The organism is Chitinophaga sp. 30R24 (genome assembly GCF_049056765.1).
Classification (GTDB): domain Bacteria; phylum Bacteroidota; class Bacteroidia; order Chitinophagales; family Chitinophagaceae; genus Chitinophaga.
In genome coordinates, this window is record NZ_JBJGXX010000002.1 from 50,384 (window position 1) to 67,151 (window position 16,768).

A 16,768-nucleotide genomic window follows, 5' to 3' on the forward strand; every position below is an offset into this window, starting at 1 on the left:
AGTTGCTGCAGTATATTGGCGGCTAGTACATCAGGATAATTTTTTCTGTATGGATCAATTCATTGTTTTCGCCTATCAGCTGCAGAAAATAGGTCCCCTTGGCCAGGCCGGAAGGAACAGTAATTTCATAATAATTTCTTGGTTGTAAAGGTTGTTGGAATTTCTCATAGGTAAGGCGGTGCCCGGGCACGTCTACCAGTGAGATCGCTTTTACGTGTTGAGAAGCGCCATAATACAGGTGTATGATGTTGCCACGTAATGGGTTAGGCCATACGGAAATATTTTCCCGCGCATTTTTGCCTTTTACTAACTGTATAGGGCTATAGAAATAGGTGCCATTGGTCATGATCACTTTTAACCGGTAGAAGATAAACCCATCATTATTGGGAAAATCAGTTGTCTCATATCCTACTGGGAAAAAGCTGATGCCTCCCGGAGATTTGCTGGGCATAAACCCGATAGAGTCGAAATCGGCGTTACTTACAGGTTTTCGCTCTATAGAAAAGCCGCTGCAGAGGTATTCCCTGCCGGTGATCCAGGTAAGCAGTACTGAGTCTTCGTTGGTATGGCTACGCTCTGCTTTAAAGAATGTCAGTGTGGTTTGGCGGGGATTGTTGTTGGTTTCAGCTACCAAGCTGGTAAAATAATTGGTTGTGCCCAGGTGTTGGAACGATTGGGACACAAATTCCTGGTTCCGGTCGGGGGCGCCGGCGGTGTAAATATTAGGTGCTACCGGTGCAGCCCGCAGGGTGGCCACATCCCAGGCGGTATCCACATACCTGGCCAGGTATGCGGTGTTGCGGTTAGCCTCATAGATGGGGCCCTCGTTGGACCGGCGGTATATTAGGTGTAGAGAAATAGCGGCATCGGGTTGCGGCATAGCTACCTCCCAGGTTTTATTAACACTGGTAAGTTGCAGGTTAGCCCCGGTGGTCAACTGTTGCCGCACGCTATCGGAAACGCCTGCACGGATGGTAACCGGGGCGCCGGAATTTTCCAGGGCCAGTGGCGTATAATCGGCTGGCCGTGTGCCAATAGGGAAAACCACAGTTTGATCCGACGGGGAAATATTACTGCGGTATAACGCTCCGCTACCGAAATTACCACCGGTAACAATAAAGTGCCGGGAGGAATAATGGAGGATGTTGCCAGGATTATGATGTCCTATTACCAGGTTCCACCCGTTCAGGAAAACATATCCCTGTTGCATATCGAGCGTATGTACGATTTTCAGATCGCTCAGGTCATCCAGGAAAACGCCCGGGGAGTTTTCCACACTGATATTGGGAAAGCCAGGGCCTTCCCCGGTGACGGCACTAAATCCGCCGCTAATGTACTGGTACAGGGCTGGATCGGTTTGCATGAACCGGAATAGGCCGCCTGTACCACTATATCCATCGTTGCTCTCATCCAGGAGCAATGCACTATTACTATTGCGCCAATGCAGCCCGTAAAAATTAAGTGTGGCTCCTTTTTCTGTGCGGATAGCGCCTTCATTGACCAGGTCGCCGAATATCGCAATGGTGTCGGTACCGAATATACCTACTTTGCTGTTGGGATGCAACCAGGTAACCGCTTGCGCCCTCATGGCCACTGGGACCATGAGGGTGAAGAATAATGTTAATATATATTTTACGGGACCTGTCACTCCATTTTTTTAATGAATTAATAACCCACTACGTTCACGAAAATAGTTCGGCTCACCGAGGCGCTGGCAGTTAGCCCTTGTACCGATGTGTTCAAGAGTAGCACAACAGTAGAGTTGTTTTGTACCAGCTGGAAATTAATGGCTGTTAAGCTATATCCCAGGATTACCGGAATAGAAACGCTGCTAGCATCTGTTCCTCCCTTTACAGTGGCCGTAATGGAGAGGATCTTTGTGAATCCTGCGCTGGAAATATTAACAGACAGCTGGCCGCTGGCGCTAGTAGTAGCCGTTAGGGAGTCTGCAAATATTTTCAAGGGCTGTGAAACGATACCGGCTGCATTGTAATATACCGGAGGCGTAGCTGTTCTTACTACGTTTCCGCTGGCATCTACACCTATACCACCAGCGCCTGCCGTAACGCTAGAGGCGCTGGTGAGGTTTTCGAGCCGGACCCCCGACGTATTGGCCGCCCCGGTTTTTACGTCTAGTAGTGCAGTGGGCGCAGTAGTGCCGATACCCACATTACCGGTGGAGGAAACTGTTACCCTGCTGATATTATTGGTGCCGATGTTAAAAGCATAACCATTGGTAGAGCCTATAAAACGTGTAGTGCTGTCTGTTAGTGCGTTGCCGGTGAGCAACCATTGATTGTTGCTTACGGCGGTGCTGTCGGCCAGTCGCGACCAGGTGCCATTGCGCCTGAGCAGCAGGCTGCCAGCGGGTATATAATATATCACCATACCATCAGGGGAAGTAGACAGAGGCGCTACCGTAGTATCGCTTACCCGGGGAAGCAATAACCCCTGGTTGGTGGAATTTAGTTCCAGTAATGCCGCTTTCACCGTAGAGGAAGTAGGGTCGCCCAGTTTGAGTTGTTGTGCATGTACATGCGAAAACAACGCTAACAGGCTACATAACAGGATATGGCGTTTAATCCTTGTTTTCAGCATGAATAACAATTTACAGTAGAACCATTCATTTTTACTTCCTGATCACATACCAATTGGAGCCATCTGTTTGAATGGTTACATAGGTGTAATTGTTATAGATGACATAATTAGCTGCACCCTCTATCTGAGCAGCGCCTTGTGGTTGCAGCGTTACTGCATTGTCGATAGTGCCGGATATCTTTTTGATCGTATATACCCTACCGGTGATATTGGTAACAGGCGGCAATGTGATAACGGTATTGGTGCCGCTGGCATTTACCAGTAAGGTATTATCTGTTTCAGAGAGAGCATCTGAGCTATTGGCTGTGCGGATGTTCAGCGACATAGATCCACTTACCTGCAGGGTGGAATTAGGCGTAGTGCCAGTACCTACAATAGCGTTTTTACCTACCGCCAGGGTGTCGCGGATGGTTTTATAGCCTGCAAAGGTTTGAGTAGAGTCGTTTACCACACCTCTGGCAGTAACGCTGGCGTCGGGAATATTGAAGGTGAGGGTATTGGTAACGCTGGTGCTGTCGAGGTTAACATCAGTGCCTGCTTTTCCGGTGGCGAGATAGATCACAGGGCCGGTTTGACCGCTAATACGCCGTATGCCGGAAGAGAAAGCAGAGGAGTCTACCTCCCTTTTTTCCAGGGCGCCGGTTACAGGATTACGGAACAACACTGAAGTAGTAGCCGTGCTAACGTTGGGCGGTGCAGTGGCTAGCACCACATTCCCAGTAATATTGGCGCCGCCGGCAGTTACATTGAGCCCGTTGTTAATAGTGGCTTGTCCGCCTACGCCGAGGCCTTGGGTGGCATACATGCTATCGCTGAATGTTTTTACACCGGCAAATGTTTGTGCAGCAGTAGATACCGCGCCAGGATTGGTAGCATCTGCCGCTACCAGGTGAAGGATGCCGGTTGCACTGTCGAGTACCAGGCCATTGGGACTGGTAGGCGTGAGTACGAAAGCGCCTACAGTGATAGCTTTTTGCTTACTGTTGAATGCTTCCCAGTCGGCATAAGTGAGCAACCCCGTTTTTTGAGAGGCATCGCCTACAATAGGGATGTTCATGGTGATGGTACTATCTGCGTCGGAGGAGGTAATACCATAATTAGCATTCAGTGTATCTGCCCGGATAGTGAATCCCTGGTGTGCCAGGCCGTTGAGCGTCCGGATCGCATCGCTGAAGGCGGCGGCAGAGAGGTTACGTTGATTAATAGTACCAGTAGCAGGGTCTATTACCAATACGCTTATCAGGGAGTTATTGGCAGGTACCTGTTTGAGGGCTACTGTTTGGGCATTACTGATATTGATGGCTTCTATAGCATTGGTGCGGATAGATAAAGGCTGATTGTCGGAGGTACCCAGGTAATTGTTGGTATTGGTACCGGCATTGCCTTGCAGTTGCCAACTATTGTTAGAGGCAGTTAAGCTATCTACCAGTTTGGCCCAGTAGCCGCCACGTCTTACGAGTAAACTTTGATTCCCGGTGAAATAAATGATCATACCATCGGGTGCCGTGTTGAGAGGGGAAAGCGTGGTATCTGTAATACGGGGCAGCAATAAACCCTGACGCAGGCTTTCCAATTCCAGAATAGAAGCTTTGTTGATAGTAGCAGGATTATCGCCGATTTTTAACTGGGCAAATGCAACAGGTGCAGTTAGCAGCAGTATAACGATCAGCAATAAACTTTTTTGAGAGTAGCATTGTCTCATAGTAATGGTTTGTTAATAGAAGGAGAAAGAATACAAAAGCAACCCGTAACCAGTGGGGAGCTGGAAAGGGAGGAGGAAGACTTTGGTGTACATTTAATTATTCGTTATAAATATAAGCTTTCTTCTTTGTTAAAATTCAAGGGTTTGCAAAAATAAAAAACGGGTATTCAGGATAGTGGTGTGCAAAAAAGGCCGTCTACCGGTTGGGTAAACAGCCTTTGGGCAATACTGTTGTGTTTTATGATTGTTGAGTGTTAATCTCTGCAGGTTAATGTTCTTCGCGGTTGTAAGGTACTACCAGCACGGGTATACGGGAATGCCGGATAATATATTCCGCATTGCTGCCCAGCAGCATATGGTCCAGCCCTGTTCTGCCATGGGTACCTACTACTAGAATAGCAGCGTTGCTGTCATGTGCCTGGGTAAGGGTAGCGGTTTTAGGGTTTCCTGTGGCAACCACGATGTTAATATTGTGGTCAGGATATTTCTCCTTGTAAGCCTCCAACCTGTTTTCTACTTCACTGATGCGACTGGATATATCATCAACGTACACGGGGCCGCCTTCGGGCAAACCTATACCTATGCCCAATTCTACCACCGAAAATAAAGTAACGGAGGCGTTCATTCTATTAGCGATGTCCAGGCCTGTGTTGATCAGGTTTTCGGAAAAACTGCTCAGATCTACTGCAATCAAAATGTCCGACATACGTAAGGTATATTAAGTTATGAATTTATATTCATTTTTATTAAGCTTTCAAAGCATCCCAGCAGAGGTCAAAAGTTGTATTGATAAGGCTTCTGTTAAGTGTTATCCCGCTGTAATGGGTTTGTTTCACTAATTCATTCATTGTGCCGAACATAAAGGTGAGTAAAAATACCGTATCCACTTGTTTGATCAATTGCTCGTTTTTACCCCGTTCTATCAAAGCATGAAAAGGGGCAGAAAGGGCTTGCGTTTTTTCGCGGGTTTCAGCAGTGATAAAGGGCGAATGGTAGCATTGCTCTAAAAAAATGGTTTCCTCGAAATTGTGTAGTTTATACCGCAGGATATTCAGCCATATCTTTCTGAATTCCAGTTTAAAAGGCTGTTGCGGATTATATCCCCGGAAAGATACTTTCACGGAATTTGCCCGGCAAGCGGCAAATAAGGCATTGATCAGTTCGTCTTTACTCTTGAAATAGATATATACTGTACCGGTGGCTATACCTGCTTCTTTGGATAAATCAGACATTGTAATCCCGGATAATCCTTTACTCGCCACCAGTTTTAAAGCAGCCTGGAAAATTTGCGTTACCTTCTTGTTATCTTTCAATTTCACCCTACAAAGATAAGCGAATAAATATTCATGTTATAGATTGAGGCTGGCTCCCGGAAAAGTGCCAGGCGGGAGCATTGGGGCAGATATATAAAAGCCTCCGCAGTGGAAACCGCAAAGGCGCTATAGCTAGATGATGATTAAATCAAAAACCCATGGGTCGTTAGAGCTATGGGTTTTTGTTCAATATTTTTAAGAAAGACAAAAAACACCCCGTCGGCTTGAGAAACCAACAGGTTCAGCTGTAATATTTATTAGTTGTATGCATTTTTCAGTTAAAGGCTGCTGTTGCTGAAGAAATGGTAGAACAATATTAGAAGTAACATCACCCCCGAAGGTTAATTCAACCTAAACAATAATTGCAATAACGATCCATAAAACGATAATTACCGGCAAAACAAAGCCCCTGCTGATATACAGCAGGGGCTAAATAAAACATTCACATGGCATCCGCGTCATAGCGTCAGATGCGAAAACACATTAAAGCCTATAATAATTAGATAAGATGATTGCTAAATTTGAAAAGTTACTTACATATTCAGCATATGTTTACTTTTGCATAGCTAAGTTAGGGAAGAACACTGGTAATAATCGTTAATCATTGGTTAATACCTTTTGCTGCACTGCTGCCTGCAATTTTTAAAATAATATCATTTTCCCTTTCCTTGATAACATTTTCCATTTGCTAATGCTGGCAGATAGGGGTATTTTTTCCTGCTATTATTAAATCATCAACCTATGTGCTGCCGTATTCCGTTCACGTTCTTATTCATTTACCTCTTATTGTTGCAATGTCCGGTTTTTTCCCAGGATATACCGGACAGTTCGAACCGTATGGTAGTATTGCATCTGGCGCCGGTGGCCGACACTAGGGAATCGATCGGTCTCCATGATGATCCTCCGGGTTATGTACAGCACAATCTTAATTTTAAATCATCCTCTGAAATAATACGGTTGCTGGCTAATATGGCTGCTAAAGGAAAAAGTCTGATGCTCAACCTCGGTGGCAATGGCCAGTGGCCAGCATGTTCCTCGGCTTATCTGAAAGAGACAGGCCAATGGCTACAGCAATATGGAGAAAGCATTGATGGCACCACCTGGGGGCTTGTTCCCGCCCAGCCCTAGGGAGTAACCACCAGCAAGCCTGGGAAGCTATACCTGCATGTATGGCAAATGCCCGCCAACCATGAGCTGCGCGTGCCTGGTATAACAGCAAAGATCCTGGCTGTAAAAATACTTGGTAATCCGGTAATGTTACAATGGCAACAACGGCTTGAGGAAGCCATTGTAACGTTACCGGCTATACTCCCAGATACGCGTAATACCGTACTTGTAATGGAATATGAAGGTCTGCAACCCGACCTGTCGCAACTCCGCACACAAACAGTCAGCAACCAATATCCACAGGCAGATATTCCGGCGATATGGGCTATTTTTAATGGCCATGCCCAAACGAAACCGGTTATCTATTCGCGTGATTCCGGTGATTGGAAATATGATGATTGTATTATTGCAGACATGCTTACTCCAGATGATGCTGTTATATTTCCGCTCGATGTACAAGATGCCGGCGAGTATAAAGTGACCCTCGAATATGCTTGCGAAGCAAGCAGTGTTGCCCAACAAGGGGTTGTAACGCTCAATGGGCAACAGTTGAAATTCCTGACCTTATTTACAGGATATTGCCACAGCCAAGAGCCTATGTCTTTCATTCAACATAGCGTTGGTAGCATGCATTTCAATCAAGGCAAACAAAATCTGACAGTGAAGCCAATTGCGGGTAATAAAAGTGAACTATTCTGGTTACGGAAGATTATTCTGCAACCCGTGAAATAACCTTGATAAGTGGAAGCCCCATGAATTGGCGCTAAAAACAATTGGAGAGAAGTAGTGATTTACATTATTTATAAATTTTTATAGAAATTCTCCGGAAGATGTATATTTTTATGCTTACCATTTTCTTATTGTCAAACATTCTGGATGAAGTGTGCATATTATTCCCGGGTTGTATTAGGGGAACTGTGGAATTTGTTAGTCCAGCGGCTTTCCTGGCGGCAGATGGCGATAGTAACCTTGCAGCATATACTGGTTTCGCTGGTATATATTCCTTTTACACTGTTGTTTTTATGGTTGATGATGACAAGGGCTGATAAATGGCTGTTGCGATTAAGAATGCGGGCCAGAGTAAAAGCATCATCAATTCATCATTATTATTTAACGGGAAGGATGTTTACTAAGCTAGTGGAAGGGTTGTATTTTACAGGGTAAAAGTGAAAAATGATCGGATAGCACAAAAGTACCGGTGATTGGAAACGGGGGTATGATAGCAAAATAGGAAGATTCTCATATATATATTAAAATATAATTTGATTGAATTGAAATAAACGCCAATTTTTAAATAGTTGATTGATAAACCATTACATTTTTGTTAATCCGCCATAGACTATAAAACACTATGTTATACTTGTGTTTTATTTTTAATATAAAACAAATTGTATATTAGTATTTATTGAAAAACCATATAGTTATCCGATTGACTGCTGCATGTAATTGTTTCAAATTTGTTACGGGTATGGAAACCGTATGATCTGTCCATTTATAATTTATCAACCATACCAGCTTCCGAGAACTTGCAGTTATTAATGGGAGATTTCATATGAATAGACATAACCCAAAGGGAATATTATGAAAAAAGTGCGGCCTTTAAGTCCTGATAATTTGGGAGATACGCGTGTTATGGAAGTTTCGGAATTGCACAGCGAATCAACAGAATTGTTACAACAATTAGCAAAAGACATCTGCAACCTGGTTTTTATGGATATAGAGATACCTGGATTGACTGCGATAGAAGCCGCCAGCATAGTAAAAGCAGCTTACCCTGATATAAATGTGCTATTACTTACCCTGAATGAGAAGGAGCAAGGGGTAAAACAAATACCGGCAGTAACAGGTGGATATGATTTGGAGCATATTCCACCGGTATCGTTATCTGAGTTTATTGCCCAGGTATATGAAACAGCGCTGCAATCCAATATAGTGGCAGTCAACAAAGTGTTGGCATTTTTCAGGAAAGACCAACAGCCGGCTTTTCAGGATCCATATGGATTATCACCAAGGGAGAAGGAGATTTTACAATGTCTGGTAAACGGCGACACCTATAAACAGGTCGCTGAAACATGTCATATTAGCGTAGGAACCGTGCGTTCCCATATTATGAATATTTACCGTAAGCTTGATGTAAGCTCCCGCTCCAATGCTATAGTAAAGGCAATGAAAGAGCACCTGGTCTGATGCAAACAGGCTTTAGCCCCAGAATCCCTGTGCTTTTACCTGTCCGCCTTGTTGACGTAATGATTTTCTAACATTTGCTACCAACTGGTGATTTCCCGCCACGAAGAAAGTTGTGTTCCCTGCCGGAAAGTTGTAATGATATAGCCATTCGTGTAAGTCAGTAAAATAATGCTCATTATTAGAGAGCGGTTGTACAGACATTTGGAGCAGCATGTGGGCGGTAGGGTCTTCCAACCGGAGAAAGCAATGGAATGTTTGCTGTGGGCTTTTATGGGTATACAACGAATGAAAATGTCCGGTGGCGCTGGCATCTCCTATGCAAACCATGTGGGCAGCGGTGCCCGGCTGATGCAGGCCTCCGCCAGGGCCGGCATAAAAGATCTCATTGCCAGGTTGCAGTTGAAGCGCCCAATGACTGCCGTTACCCTTGTGGCCGCAATCTATCAGCAGGGTAGCTGTTTGAGTAGCTGCATCCCAATGGGCTACTGTATAGTCGCGATAAGTATAAGGAGCTATTTCACATTTAAGATGTTGGGTACTGCGTGCCGGCAGCTGCTGGGGCAGTTGTAAACGAATTTGTACAAGGAAATTACCAATATGATCTGCGCTGATAACGACTGCAGTTTTTCCTATGCGCGACATGAGTAAACTAGCCGCCCTGTCCTTGATTGAAGGCATACATTACTTAATTAGGTGTTTATAATTTGCTGGCTATATCACTGGTTATCGCCAAGATATAAAACTCATGCCGATGAGCCTGAGTGAGGTCTGCACGGGGATGTTGCAACGTTTTCCCCCTCATTTTATAATGCACATCGATCATTAATTGCTGGTCCACCAATAACAATAATTGATTTAACCGGTAAGAAACGATCTCATAATTCCCTAATGATGAGACGGATGAAAGGGGGAATTATTGTATGTTTTGAAATATGCCGCTTTTCTGGGTGTTAGGAGTAGCTGGGTGGCAACAAAAATTATTGCCGCTGATGGGTTTATTTAAAAGAGAAAAAGTGTTATGGAATTTAATCGCTAAGAAGCCCTGTAATCTGCTCTGAGTGCGGGTAGAATTTACAATTTTTTAAGATTTGGATGGTTTATTTTGTTAATATAAATCTTACTTTTAAAGTACTATACACTATGCTAAAACTTTAGAGATTATGAGTTGGATGGATGATCTGTATGTTATTTACCAGAAACTGGATGCCACCGGTTGTGAAGAAGTAAAACATAACATTGTAAAAGCCCAGATTGATGGCTGTACCCGCGGAGAAATTTATTTCCTGGTATTACAGCAATTGGTGCGTATTAAAACAGACAAGGCGCCGGTTTATGAGTTAATTAAAGGAGAAGTAGAAAATATTATCCATTATAGTAAAGGACAACACCTGGGCTAATTATTTTAATTCTTCTATTAGTTTCTGCACTTTGAGATAATTGGGGGCACCGGGCGGAATTTTTAATAGCCATTCCAGGCATTCCTGTTTGTGTCCTTCTTTCAGGTAACTTAACGCTAAATAAAAAGCTGCGTCGTAACGGAGATCATTGCTGTTGTTATAAACAGCAAGTAAGTCTGTTCGTGCCAGGCTCAGCTCGTTTTTTTCTATCAGCGCTACCCCGCGATAAAAGAGTGCGTATTGGTTGCTAGGGTTGCTGTTGATTACGTTGTTGAGTATTAGAATGGCTTTGTTGAAATGTCCATGGTTAAACAGTAAGATAGCATCTTCCGGTAGCCGTAGGCTATCGATACTGGGTATCTGCATTTCCGTAGAAGCAAATTGCCGGTAGATGTTTTTCCGCCAGGGGCTTATATACATTACAACCGCAATGCTTATGGCAGTTAAGGCAGTGAGGATCACGTAATAACGTATAGGGGTAGCAGAAGCGTCCTTCAGTGTATACCATGTGTTGCGATGTGTATACAACAGGTGTTGCAATTCGTCGCGGTTGGTGTCGCTACATATTTTCTGGGCCAGTAATTGCCGGATACTATCGAAGCGTTTTACTTGTTGGGTAAGCAGGGTATCAGCTTGGAGTCTGGTACTGAAGGCCTTCCGTTCTGCTTCCGGCATTTGGCCATTGAGGAAATTGTCTGTATCCAGTAAATCTTTTTCGGAAAGGCTGTTGGTTTTCAGTTTAGTATCTATATCCATGAACAGCGTGCGGTAACAAGCTGTTCTTCTGCGGGGGAGTTCAGTGACGGGTATGTTGGTTTCTGCGGCAATGTCTTCTTGTAAGCAACCTTCGGAGAGCGACCAACGGAGTAATTCTTTGCATTCATCTGGTAAGGCAAGGTAATAATGGTAGGCCATTCTTCTTCTTTCTCCTTCTTTCAGTACATTTTCTACATCCTGTATATCGTCTCTGCTTAGGGTAGAAAGCTCCTCTGCTTGCAAGCCGGGAATACGTTGTCCTCTTTTTTCCAGTTCCAGTTCCCAGATCCGTTTACACAATAATTGCAGAAAAGGTTCAAAATCGCTAACCTGCAGGGGGTGGCGTCGTGCAAAGAAATAGATATCCATCAAGGCCAGTTCAAAGATATGTGCGGCGTCTTTTATATTACCACTCTTTTGCAGGATAAACCGCTTTTCTTTGAAGGCAAACCGCTGGTATATATTCTCTATTACTGCCGGTCGGTGGTGAAGCAATCCCTCAATATATTCCTGGTCGTTATTGTTTGGTTCAGGTGACATACATATCGTTTTTGCCGGGTTCATCTTTACTAAAAATATTAAACCTTACTGAGGTGGCCTAATTATTTATTGTTGCTTATACAAATGAGATGCCTATGCGGTGGAACTTGCGTGGAAGTTAAGTAACTTGCCGGATTTACCAGCTATAGAGGACAGTAACCGCTATCACCATGTATCAACCGGAACAGGACATTACCGACCTGGTATCAGTATTTATTCAGTTTCCACAAGATCCGTTGTTGCAGGACCGGGTAGCCGCATTAGTGGCAACTGGGCCTGAGCAGGCCGCTTATGTGGAAGGTCAGCTATTAGGCTGGTTGCAAGCGGGCACTCCGGTAACAGTAATGGCCACCCTGCCACCCGGCCCGTTAAAGCCTTTGTATGCCCGCAAGTCAGCAAATGTCTGTATTACAGGCCGTAAATGGATAGCAGTAGCCATCACTGCAGCAGTATTGGTGATCATAACTGGTGTATATGTATATCTGAATAGGCTACCGGATAAGCTGCTGCTATATACTAATCGTACTGGCCATATAGATACATTATTACCGGGAAAAGGGTGCCGGATTATAGCTAATAAACAGGCTGTTATTGGTTACGGCGTTGCTGCCGGAGGAACGCCTGTATTAAGTATGGAATCAGGCGATGCCTGGTTTGATATGGATGGAAAGGCCCGCATGCGGATGCAGTTGGATGAGCGTACGGTATTATGTGCCCGTGAGGCCGTATTTAATGTGCATAAAACGCCTTCTTTATTCCGGGTGTTTGTGGTTAGTGGAAAGGTGCTCCTGAAACCAGATAGGGGCCATCAAACAACGTTAATGGCCCACATGATGGGAAAAAAGGAATTGCATCATCCCTTACAACAAAAAAGTTACAGGAGCCAGTCGCCCCTGGCCTGGAAAACAGGCCTGCTGCAATTCCAGGATATTCCACTGGAAGAAGTGCTTGATGCGGTAAATAGTTATTACGGCATCGAGATACAGGTACTGCCTTCTGCGGGTAAGCTGCTTCAACAAAAAATCACTGCCAATTTCGGGCAGAAAACAGCTGCAGAGGTACTCCTGGTATTGCATCAACTGCTACAAGCGCCTATTGTAAAAAATAGCGGTAACCAATATTATATTACCCTTAGGTAAGAGTATCAGGCAGCATGCAAGCTGGTGTTTAATTGTTTGAGGGTATCCCTGAGCTGTTGGAACCTTTCGTTACCGATTATGGATGCATAGAAATCGTGAATTTCATCTACAGCTTCATACACATTGATCATAAATGCTTTCCCTTTTTCCGTTAGAAAAATAATGCTGGCGCGGTTGTCGGTATCATGCTTACGGGTAGCGATATAGTTTTCCGCTTCGAGGCTTTTTACTACTTTGCTCATGGCTTGTTTGCTGATACGGGCTTTTCTGGCGAGGTCGTTATTGATGGTGCCATGAGGGTCGATGTATACCAGCAGTACCATATCGCCCAGTTTGAAATTTTTATACCCACGCTCTTGTATCTTTTGGCTGATACGTAGGTCTATGTCTTTTTTGAATTGATTGATCAGGCGGGCTAGGCTATCTGGTCTTTTGGCCAGGCATGCCTCGTATTTCGCATCAATGATTGCGCTCATCGTATTGTAGGTTTGGTAAAGTGTGCGGATTCACTATTTGTTGCAATGCTACAAAAAAGCAGGGGATTATCAGTATACTATATTGTGTAAACAAATTTGGGATTTGTTTGAAGAAGAATACAGCTTCAAACAAATCCCATTGTTTTTTATAGAGAGTGATATTTGTACGCGTAATCAGCCATTACGGTATGTGTTCAAATACGCTTTCTGCCCTGGTGTAGCATCTCAGTCCGACGATGGTATTGCTTATCCCCACCTTAACACGTTGTACAGACCTGATACTGGTAGACGTCAGTCAATCAGAGCCTAAAGCCCCTGCGATACCCATTTCCAGGCCTCTCAGTTCTGCCAGGCCACGTAAACGGCCAATGGCGCTGTAGCCAGGATTGGTTTTTTTATGGAGGTCATCCAGCATCTGGTGACCATGATCCGGACGCATAGGAATGGAAACATTGCGACGTTTCATGGTGAGCAGAATGTTTTTTACTACAGAGAACATATCTACATCGCCTTCCAGGTGGTTGGCTTCATGGAAGTTGCCTAAAGCATCCCGTTGTGTGCTGCGCAGATGGATGAAATGGATATGATCGCCCAGGCGTTCTACCATGCCGGCCAGGTCGTTGTCTGCCCGCACGCCATAGGAACCGGTGCAAAAGCACAAGCCATTAGCGGCATAGGGAGCAGCGATCAGTAGTTCGCGGGCATCCTGTTCGGTACTCACCACGCGTGGCAAGCCGAAAATAGGGAAAGGAGGATCATCCGGGTGGATAGCTAATTTTACGCCTTCTTCTTCTGCAATAGGTGCGATCTGCTGTAGGAAGTAGAACAGGTGCAGTTTTAGTTGTGTGGCATCAATGCCTTTGTATTTATCTAACGCTGCCTGAAATAGTTCCAGTGTGAAGCTTTCTTCAGATCCCGGCAGTCCGGCGATAATATTTTTTTGCAACAGTTCTTTGGAGGCAGCTGTCATGCTATCGAAATGTTCCTTCGCCCGGGCTATTTCCTCTTCATTATAGTCTTTTGCTGCATCCGGCCGTTGTAACATAAACAGGTCGAAGGCGATATAAGCAGCCTTTTCGAAGCGTAATGCTTTGGAACCATCTTCCACGGTATAAGCAAGATCGGTACGCGTCCAATCCAATACCGGCATAAAATTGTAAGTAACTGTACGTATACCGCATGCAGCCAGGTTACGCAAGGTTTCCTGGTAATTGGTGATATACGTTCTGAAATTACCGCTTTGCGTTTTAATGTCTTCGTGTACCGGTACACTCTCCACTACAGACCAGGTGAGCCCTGCAGCTTCAATTATGTTTTTCCGCTTTAATATCTCTTCTTTCGTCCATACTACTCCATTAGGTATATGGTGCAATGCTGTTACGATACCGGTAGCTCCTGCCTGTTTGATATCAGACAAACTTACCGGATCATTTGGCCCGTACCATCGCCATGTCTGTTCCATTCTCAGCATAATGCAAATACGTTTAGTGAATCCAGTATTTTTAATTCCAAACCCCAAAAATATAATCTATCCACACATATACAAATTTTGATTTTAAATTTTAGGGTCGTTGCCGGTAATGAGTAGTACCATGAGGTCCATTACATTGGTTTGCGTGGGGCCTGTAACGATTAGCCCACCTACTTTTGAGAAGAAATGCCAGGCATCATTGTTATGAAGAAAATGAAGTGGATCCAGTTGCATATGCCTTGCTTTTTGCATCGTTGATGCATCTACGATAGCCCCTGCTGCTGCTGTAGGGCCATCGCTGCCATCGGTGCCTCCGCTTAAAAAGGTGTATGCCGGTTGGTCTGCTAATGCGATGCCGGCTGCCAGTGCGAGTTGCTGGTTACGGCCACCTAGGCCCGTTCCCATAACGGTTAGGGTTGTTTCGCCTCCTGCCAGTAAGCAGGCTGGTAGGGGGCCTTCATAATGCCGGGCTATTTCCAGTAGCTGATCTGCTACGGCATGTACCTCACCGGTAATGGTATCCGACAGTAGCCGCACATGATAGCCAAGGGCTTTTGCCTGTTGGGCGCCCGCTTCTAGCGCTATGCGGTTGGTGCCGGTCAGATAGTTATGCACATGTTCGAAATCTTCATTGCCTGGTTTAGGCGTGTCCGGTATATTTCCTGCCACGCCTTTTTCAACATACCGGAGTAGGGGAGTGGATATTTTTTTGGTGAGATGATATTCCTGCAGGATATGCAGGGTGTCTGCAAATGTTGTAGGGTCGGGCACTGTAGGGCCAGATCCTATTATGCTCAGGTCGTTGCCTACTACATCGCTTAAGATAAGGGTGCATAACGTGACCGGGTATATTTTTTTAGCCAGATTACCACCTTTAATGGCTGAAAGATGTTTACGTACGGTATTCATGGCCCCTATATCGGCCCCGCTCTTTAATAAAGCCTGAAAGAGCTGTTGTACCTCCGTTAAGCTGCTACCCGGCGGAACATCGGCTAGTAGGGAAGAAGCGCCTCCAGACAGTAGTAATATTACCAGGTCTGGCGGCTTCACCTGGGCGGCTATATCTAAAAATTTAACGGTAGCGGTTACACTTTGTTCGTCTGGTACCGGGTGCCCGGCTTCCAATAAGCTAAGTTGTTGTAACGGTAAGGCATGCCCGTATTTGGTAACAATCACGCCCTGTAACGGGAAATATGGGATTAATATGTTTTCCAGCTCCTGTGCCATAGCTGCGGCAGCTTTGCCGGCGCCCAGCACCCATATACGGGTATTGGGCAATATCGGATAATCATCTCCCGAAATACGGATACTACGGCTGGCAGCTATTACCTGCACATTTTGTTGTATTAACTGCCAGGGATGTACAGCTGCCACGGCATGGAGAAAGATGTTTTGGATGTCGGCAGTCGCCTGGCTCATAAGGGTTCCGGTTAAAAAGAAAAGCGGATAAATAAGCAACCTGCTGGCTTTATTTATCCGCTTTAATAGTTATTTATCATGAACAGGCTACTGCTTTATTGGATAGCGACTTTTGTTTCTCTTTTCTGTCTTTTCTTCTCCATTTTAGCTTCCAGGTGCTCTTTTTTATTCATCTCCCAGTCGTTCCATTTTTTGTACTGTGCGGCAGTGAACACCGATTTAAATCGTTGGCTCCGTTCTGTATCCAATGCTTTAAATTGTGTCATCTGTTCTTTTTTGCTAAGGGAAGCATTGCTTTTTACAACATCCATACGGCGTACAATATCTTCATTGATTGCATAGATCTGTTGTGCCTGTTCTTTGTTCAGGTTCAGTTTATGCGAAATTTTATCAGTGATCTTGTCGGCCCTTCCTTCCACGGTCCAACGGCCTTTATTGGCAGTGGTATCTTTATCCTGGGCATAGGTTTTAACGGTAACCACTGTGAACAGGAAGATCAGCAGCAGAAGTGTATGAATGGAAATGAACTTCATAGTCAGCTAGTATTAAACGAATTTAAACAAACTTAGGAGGTATTTTTTTCCAAATTATCCCTTTTTCGTGTGAATCCAAAATAAACCATATAGGTTACCACTCATAAAAAAAATATCGTTTTGTTAAAAC

General features: G+C 44.7%; 16 protein-coding genes. 5 read left to right on the forward strand and 11 right to left on the reverse strand.

The features are described 5' to 3' along the window. Positions 1-22: 22 nt before the first annotated feature. The 5 genes from ACDQ55_RS06640 to ACDQ55_RS06660 all read right to left on the reverse strand — a co-directional run bounded on the left by ACDQ55_RS06640 (position 23) and on the right by ACDQ55_RS06660 (position 5,619). Entirely contained in the window at positions 23-1,603 is a 1,581-nt protein-coding gene (locus ACDQ55_RS06640) for a T9SS type A sorting domain-containing protein (RefSeq protein ID WP_420980486.1), read from the reverse strand. Between the two features lie 62 nt (positions 1,604-1,665). Continuing rightward, complete coding sequence (locus ACDQ55_RS06645) at positions 1,666-2,598, reverse strand: hypothetical protein (protein ID WP_420980487.1); 933 nt, start codon at positions 2,596-2,598, stop codon at positions 1,666-1,668. A gap of 31 nt (positions 2,599-2,629) precedes the next feature. Then, a complete protein-coding gene (locus ACDQ55_RS06650) occupies positions 2,630-4,300 on the reverse strand; it encodes a hypothetical protein (protein WP_420980488.1) in 1,671 nt (556 codons plus the stop codon). Positions 4,301-4,568: 268 nt separating this feature from the next. Then, the gene (locus ACDQ55_RS06655; RefSeq protein ID WP_420980489.1) at positions 4,569-5,006 is read right to left on the reverse strand and encodes a universal stress protein; all 438 of its coding nucleotides are present in this window, start codon (positions 5,004-5,006) and stop codon (positions 4,569-4,571) included. Between the two features lie 40 nt (positions 5,007-5,046). Continuing rightward, positions 5,047-5,619 carry a TetR/AcrR family transcriptional regulator gene (locus ACDQ55_RS06660; protein ID WP_420980490.1) on the reverse strand — a complete coding sequence of 191 codons (573 nt, stop codon included), beginning with the start codon at positions 5,617-5,619 and terminating at the stop codon, positions 5,047-5,049. Between the two features lie 831 nt (positions 5,620-6,450). Between ACDQ55_RS06660 and ACDQ55_RS06665 the strand changes: the two genes are divergently transcribed. The 3 genes from ACDQ55_RS06665 to ACDQ55_RS06675 all read left to right on the forward strand — a co-directional run bounded on the left by ACDQ55_RS06665 (position 6,451) and on the right by ACDQ55_RS06675 (position 8,907). Beyond that, a complete protein-coding gene (locus ACDQ55_RS06665) occupies positions 6,451-6,741 on the forward strand; it encodes an alpha-L-fucosidase (RefSeq protein ID WP_420980492.1) in 291 nt (96 codons plus the stop codon). Positions 6,742-6,789: 48 nt separating this feature from the next. Next, on the forward strand, positions 6,790-7,452 hold the full coding sequence (locus ACDQ55_RS06670) for a hypothetical protein (protein ID WP_420980494.1): 663 nt from the start codon (positions 6,790-6,792) through the stop codon (positions 7,450-7,452). Positions 7,453-8,301: 849 nt separating this feature from the next. Next, positions 8,302-8,907 (forward strand): DNA-binding response regulator, encoded by a 606-nt coding sequence (locus ACDQ55_RS06675; protein ID WP_420980495.1) that lies wholly within the window; start codon positions 8,302-8,304, stop codon positions 8,905-8,907. A 12-nt stretch (positions 8,908-8,919) separates the two neighbouring features. On the opposite strand, the gene ACDQ55_RS06680 is transcribed toward ACDQ55_RS06675, so the two are convergent. Beyond that, on the reverse strand, positions 8,920-9,585 hold the full coding sequence (locus ACDQ55_RS06680) for a siderophore-interacting protein (protein WP_420980496.1): 666 nt from the start codon (positions 9,583-9,585) through the stop codon (positions 8,920-8,922). Positions 9,586-10,067: 482 nt separating this feature from the next. Between ACDQ55_RS06680 and ACDQ55_RS06685 the strand changes: the two genes are divergently transcribed. Continuing rightward, on the forward strand, positions 10,068-10,304 hold the full coding sequence (locus tag ACDQ55_RS06685) for a hypothetical protein (protein ID WP_420980498.1): 237 nt from the start codon (positions 10,068-10,070) through the stop codon (positions 10,302-10,304). On the opposite strand, the gene ACDQ55_RS06690 is transcribed toward ACDQ55_RS06685, so the two are convergent. Further along, complete coding sequence (locus ACDQ55_RS06690; RefSeq protein ID WP_420980499.1) at positions 10,305-11,600, reverse strand: hypothetical protein; 1,296 nt, start codon at positions 11,598-11,600, stop codon at positions 10,305-10,307. 170 nt (positions 11,601-11,770) lie between these two features. Between ACDQ55_RS06690 and ACDQ55_RS06695 the strand changes: the two genes are divergently transcribed. Continuing rightward, positions 11,771-12,739 (forward strand): FecR domain-containing protein, encoded by a 969-nt coding sequence (locus ACDQ55_RS06695; RefSeq protein ID WP_420980500.1) that lies wholly within the window; start codon positions 11,771-11,773, stop codon positions 12,737-12,739. A gap of 5 nt (positions 12,740-12,744) precedes the next feature. On the opposite strand, the gene ACDQ55_RS06700 is transcribed toward ACDQ55_RS06695, so the two are convergent. From ACDQ55_RS06700 to ACDQ55_RS06715, 4 genes are all read right to left on the reverse strand, one after another. Next, on the reverse strand, positions 12,745-13,215 hold the full coding sequence (locus ACDQ55_RS06700) for a MarR family winged helix-turn-helix transcriptional regulator (protein WP_420980502.1): 471 nt from the start codon (positions 13,213-13,215) through the stop codon (positions 12,745-12,747). Positions 13,216-13,510: 295 nt separating this feature from the next. Then, the gene (gene uxuA / locus ACDQ55_RS06705) at positions 13,511-14,686 is read right to left on the reverse strand and encodes a mannonate dehydratase (protein WP_420980503.1); all 1,176 of its coding nucleotides are present in this window, start codon (positions 14,684-14,686) and stop codon (positions 13,511-13,513) included. An 84-nt stretch (positions 14,687-14,770) separates the two neighbouring features. Next, on the reverse strand, positions 14,771-16,105 hold the full coding sequence (locus ACDQ55_RS06710) for a glycerate kinase type-2 family protein (RefSeq protein WP_420980505.1): 1,335 nt from the start codon (positions 16,103-16,105) through the stop codon (positions 14,771-14,773). Positions 16,106-16,200: 95 nt separating this feature from the next. Next, a complete protein-coding gene (locus ACDQ55_RS06715; protein ID WP_420980506.1) occupies positions 16,201-16,638 on the reverse strand; it encodes a hypothetical protein in 438 nt (145 codons plus the stop codon). Positions 16,639-16,768 lie beyond the last annotated feature (130 nt).

What these genes read in the sequence shown, in the direction of transcription:
- ACDQ55_RS06645 (WP_420980487.1), bottom strand. Translation starts at nt 2,598, where the DNA reads ATGCTGAAAACAAGGATTAAACGCCATATCCTGTTATGTAGCCTGTTA.
- ACDQ55_RS06695 (WP_420980500.1), top strand. Translation starts at nt 11,771, where the DNA reads ATGTATCAACCGGAACAGGACATTACCGACCTGGTATCAGTATTTATT.
- ACDQ55_RS06655 (WP_420980489.1), bottom strand. Translation starts at nt 5,006, where the DNA reads ATGTCGGACATTTTGATTGCAGTAGATCTGAGCAGTTTTTCCGAAAAC.
- ACDQ55_RS06670 (WP_420980494.1), top strand. Translation starts at nt 6,790, where the DNA reads ATGCCCGCCAACCATGAGCTGCGCGTGCCTGGTATAACAGCAAAGATC.
- ACDQ55_RS06715 (WP_420980506.1), bottom strand. Translation starts at nt 16,638, where the DNA reads ATGAAGTTCATTTCCATTCATACACTTCTGCTGCTGATCTTCCTGTTC.
- ACDQ55_RS06640 (WP_420980486.1), bottom strand. Translation starts at nt 1,603, where the DNA reads ATGGTCCCAGTGGCCATGAGGGCGCAAGCGGTTACCTGGTTGCATCCC.
- ACDQ55_RS06680 (WP_420980496.1), bottom strand. Translation starts at nt 9,585, where the DNA reads ATGCCTTCAATCAAGGACAGGGCGGCTAGTTTACTCATGTCGCGCATA.
- uxuA (WP_420980503.1), bottom strand. Translation starts at nt 14,686, where the DNA reads ATGCTGAGAATGGAACAGACATGGCGATGGTACGGGCCAAATGATCCG.
- ACDQ55_RS06685 (WP_420980498.1), top strand. Translation starts at nt 10,068, where the DNA reads ATGAGTTGGATGGATGATCTGTATGTTATTTACCAGAAACTGGATGCC.
- ACDQ55_RS06675 (WP_420980495.1), top strand. Translation starts at nt 8,302, where the DNA reads ATGAAAAAAGTGCGGCCTTTAAGTCCTGATAATTTGGGAGATACGCGT.
- ACDQ55_RS06650 (WP_420980488.1), bottom strand. Translation starts at nt 4,300, where the DNA reads ATGAGACAATGCTACTCTCAAAAAAGTTTATTGCTGATCGTTATACTG.
- ACDQ55_RS06690 (WP_420980499.1), bottom strand. Translation starts at nt 11,600, where the DNA reads ATGTCACCTGAACCAAACAATAACGACCAGGAATATATTGAGGGATTG.
- ACDQ55_RS06665 (WP_420980492.1), top strand. Translation starts at nt 6,451, where the DNA reads ATGGTAGTATTGCATCTGGCGCCGGTGGCCGACACTAGGGAATCGATC.
- ACDQ55_RS06710 (WP_420980505.1), bottom strand. Translation starts at nt 16,105, where the DNA reads ATGAGCCAGGCGACTGCCGACATCCAAAACATCTTTCTCCATGCCGTG.
- ACDQ55_RS06700 (WP_420980502.1), bottom strand. Translation starts at nt 13,215, where the DNA reads ATGAGCGCAATCATTGATGCGAAATACGAGGCATGCCTGGCCAAAAGA.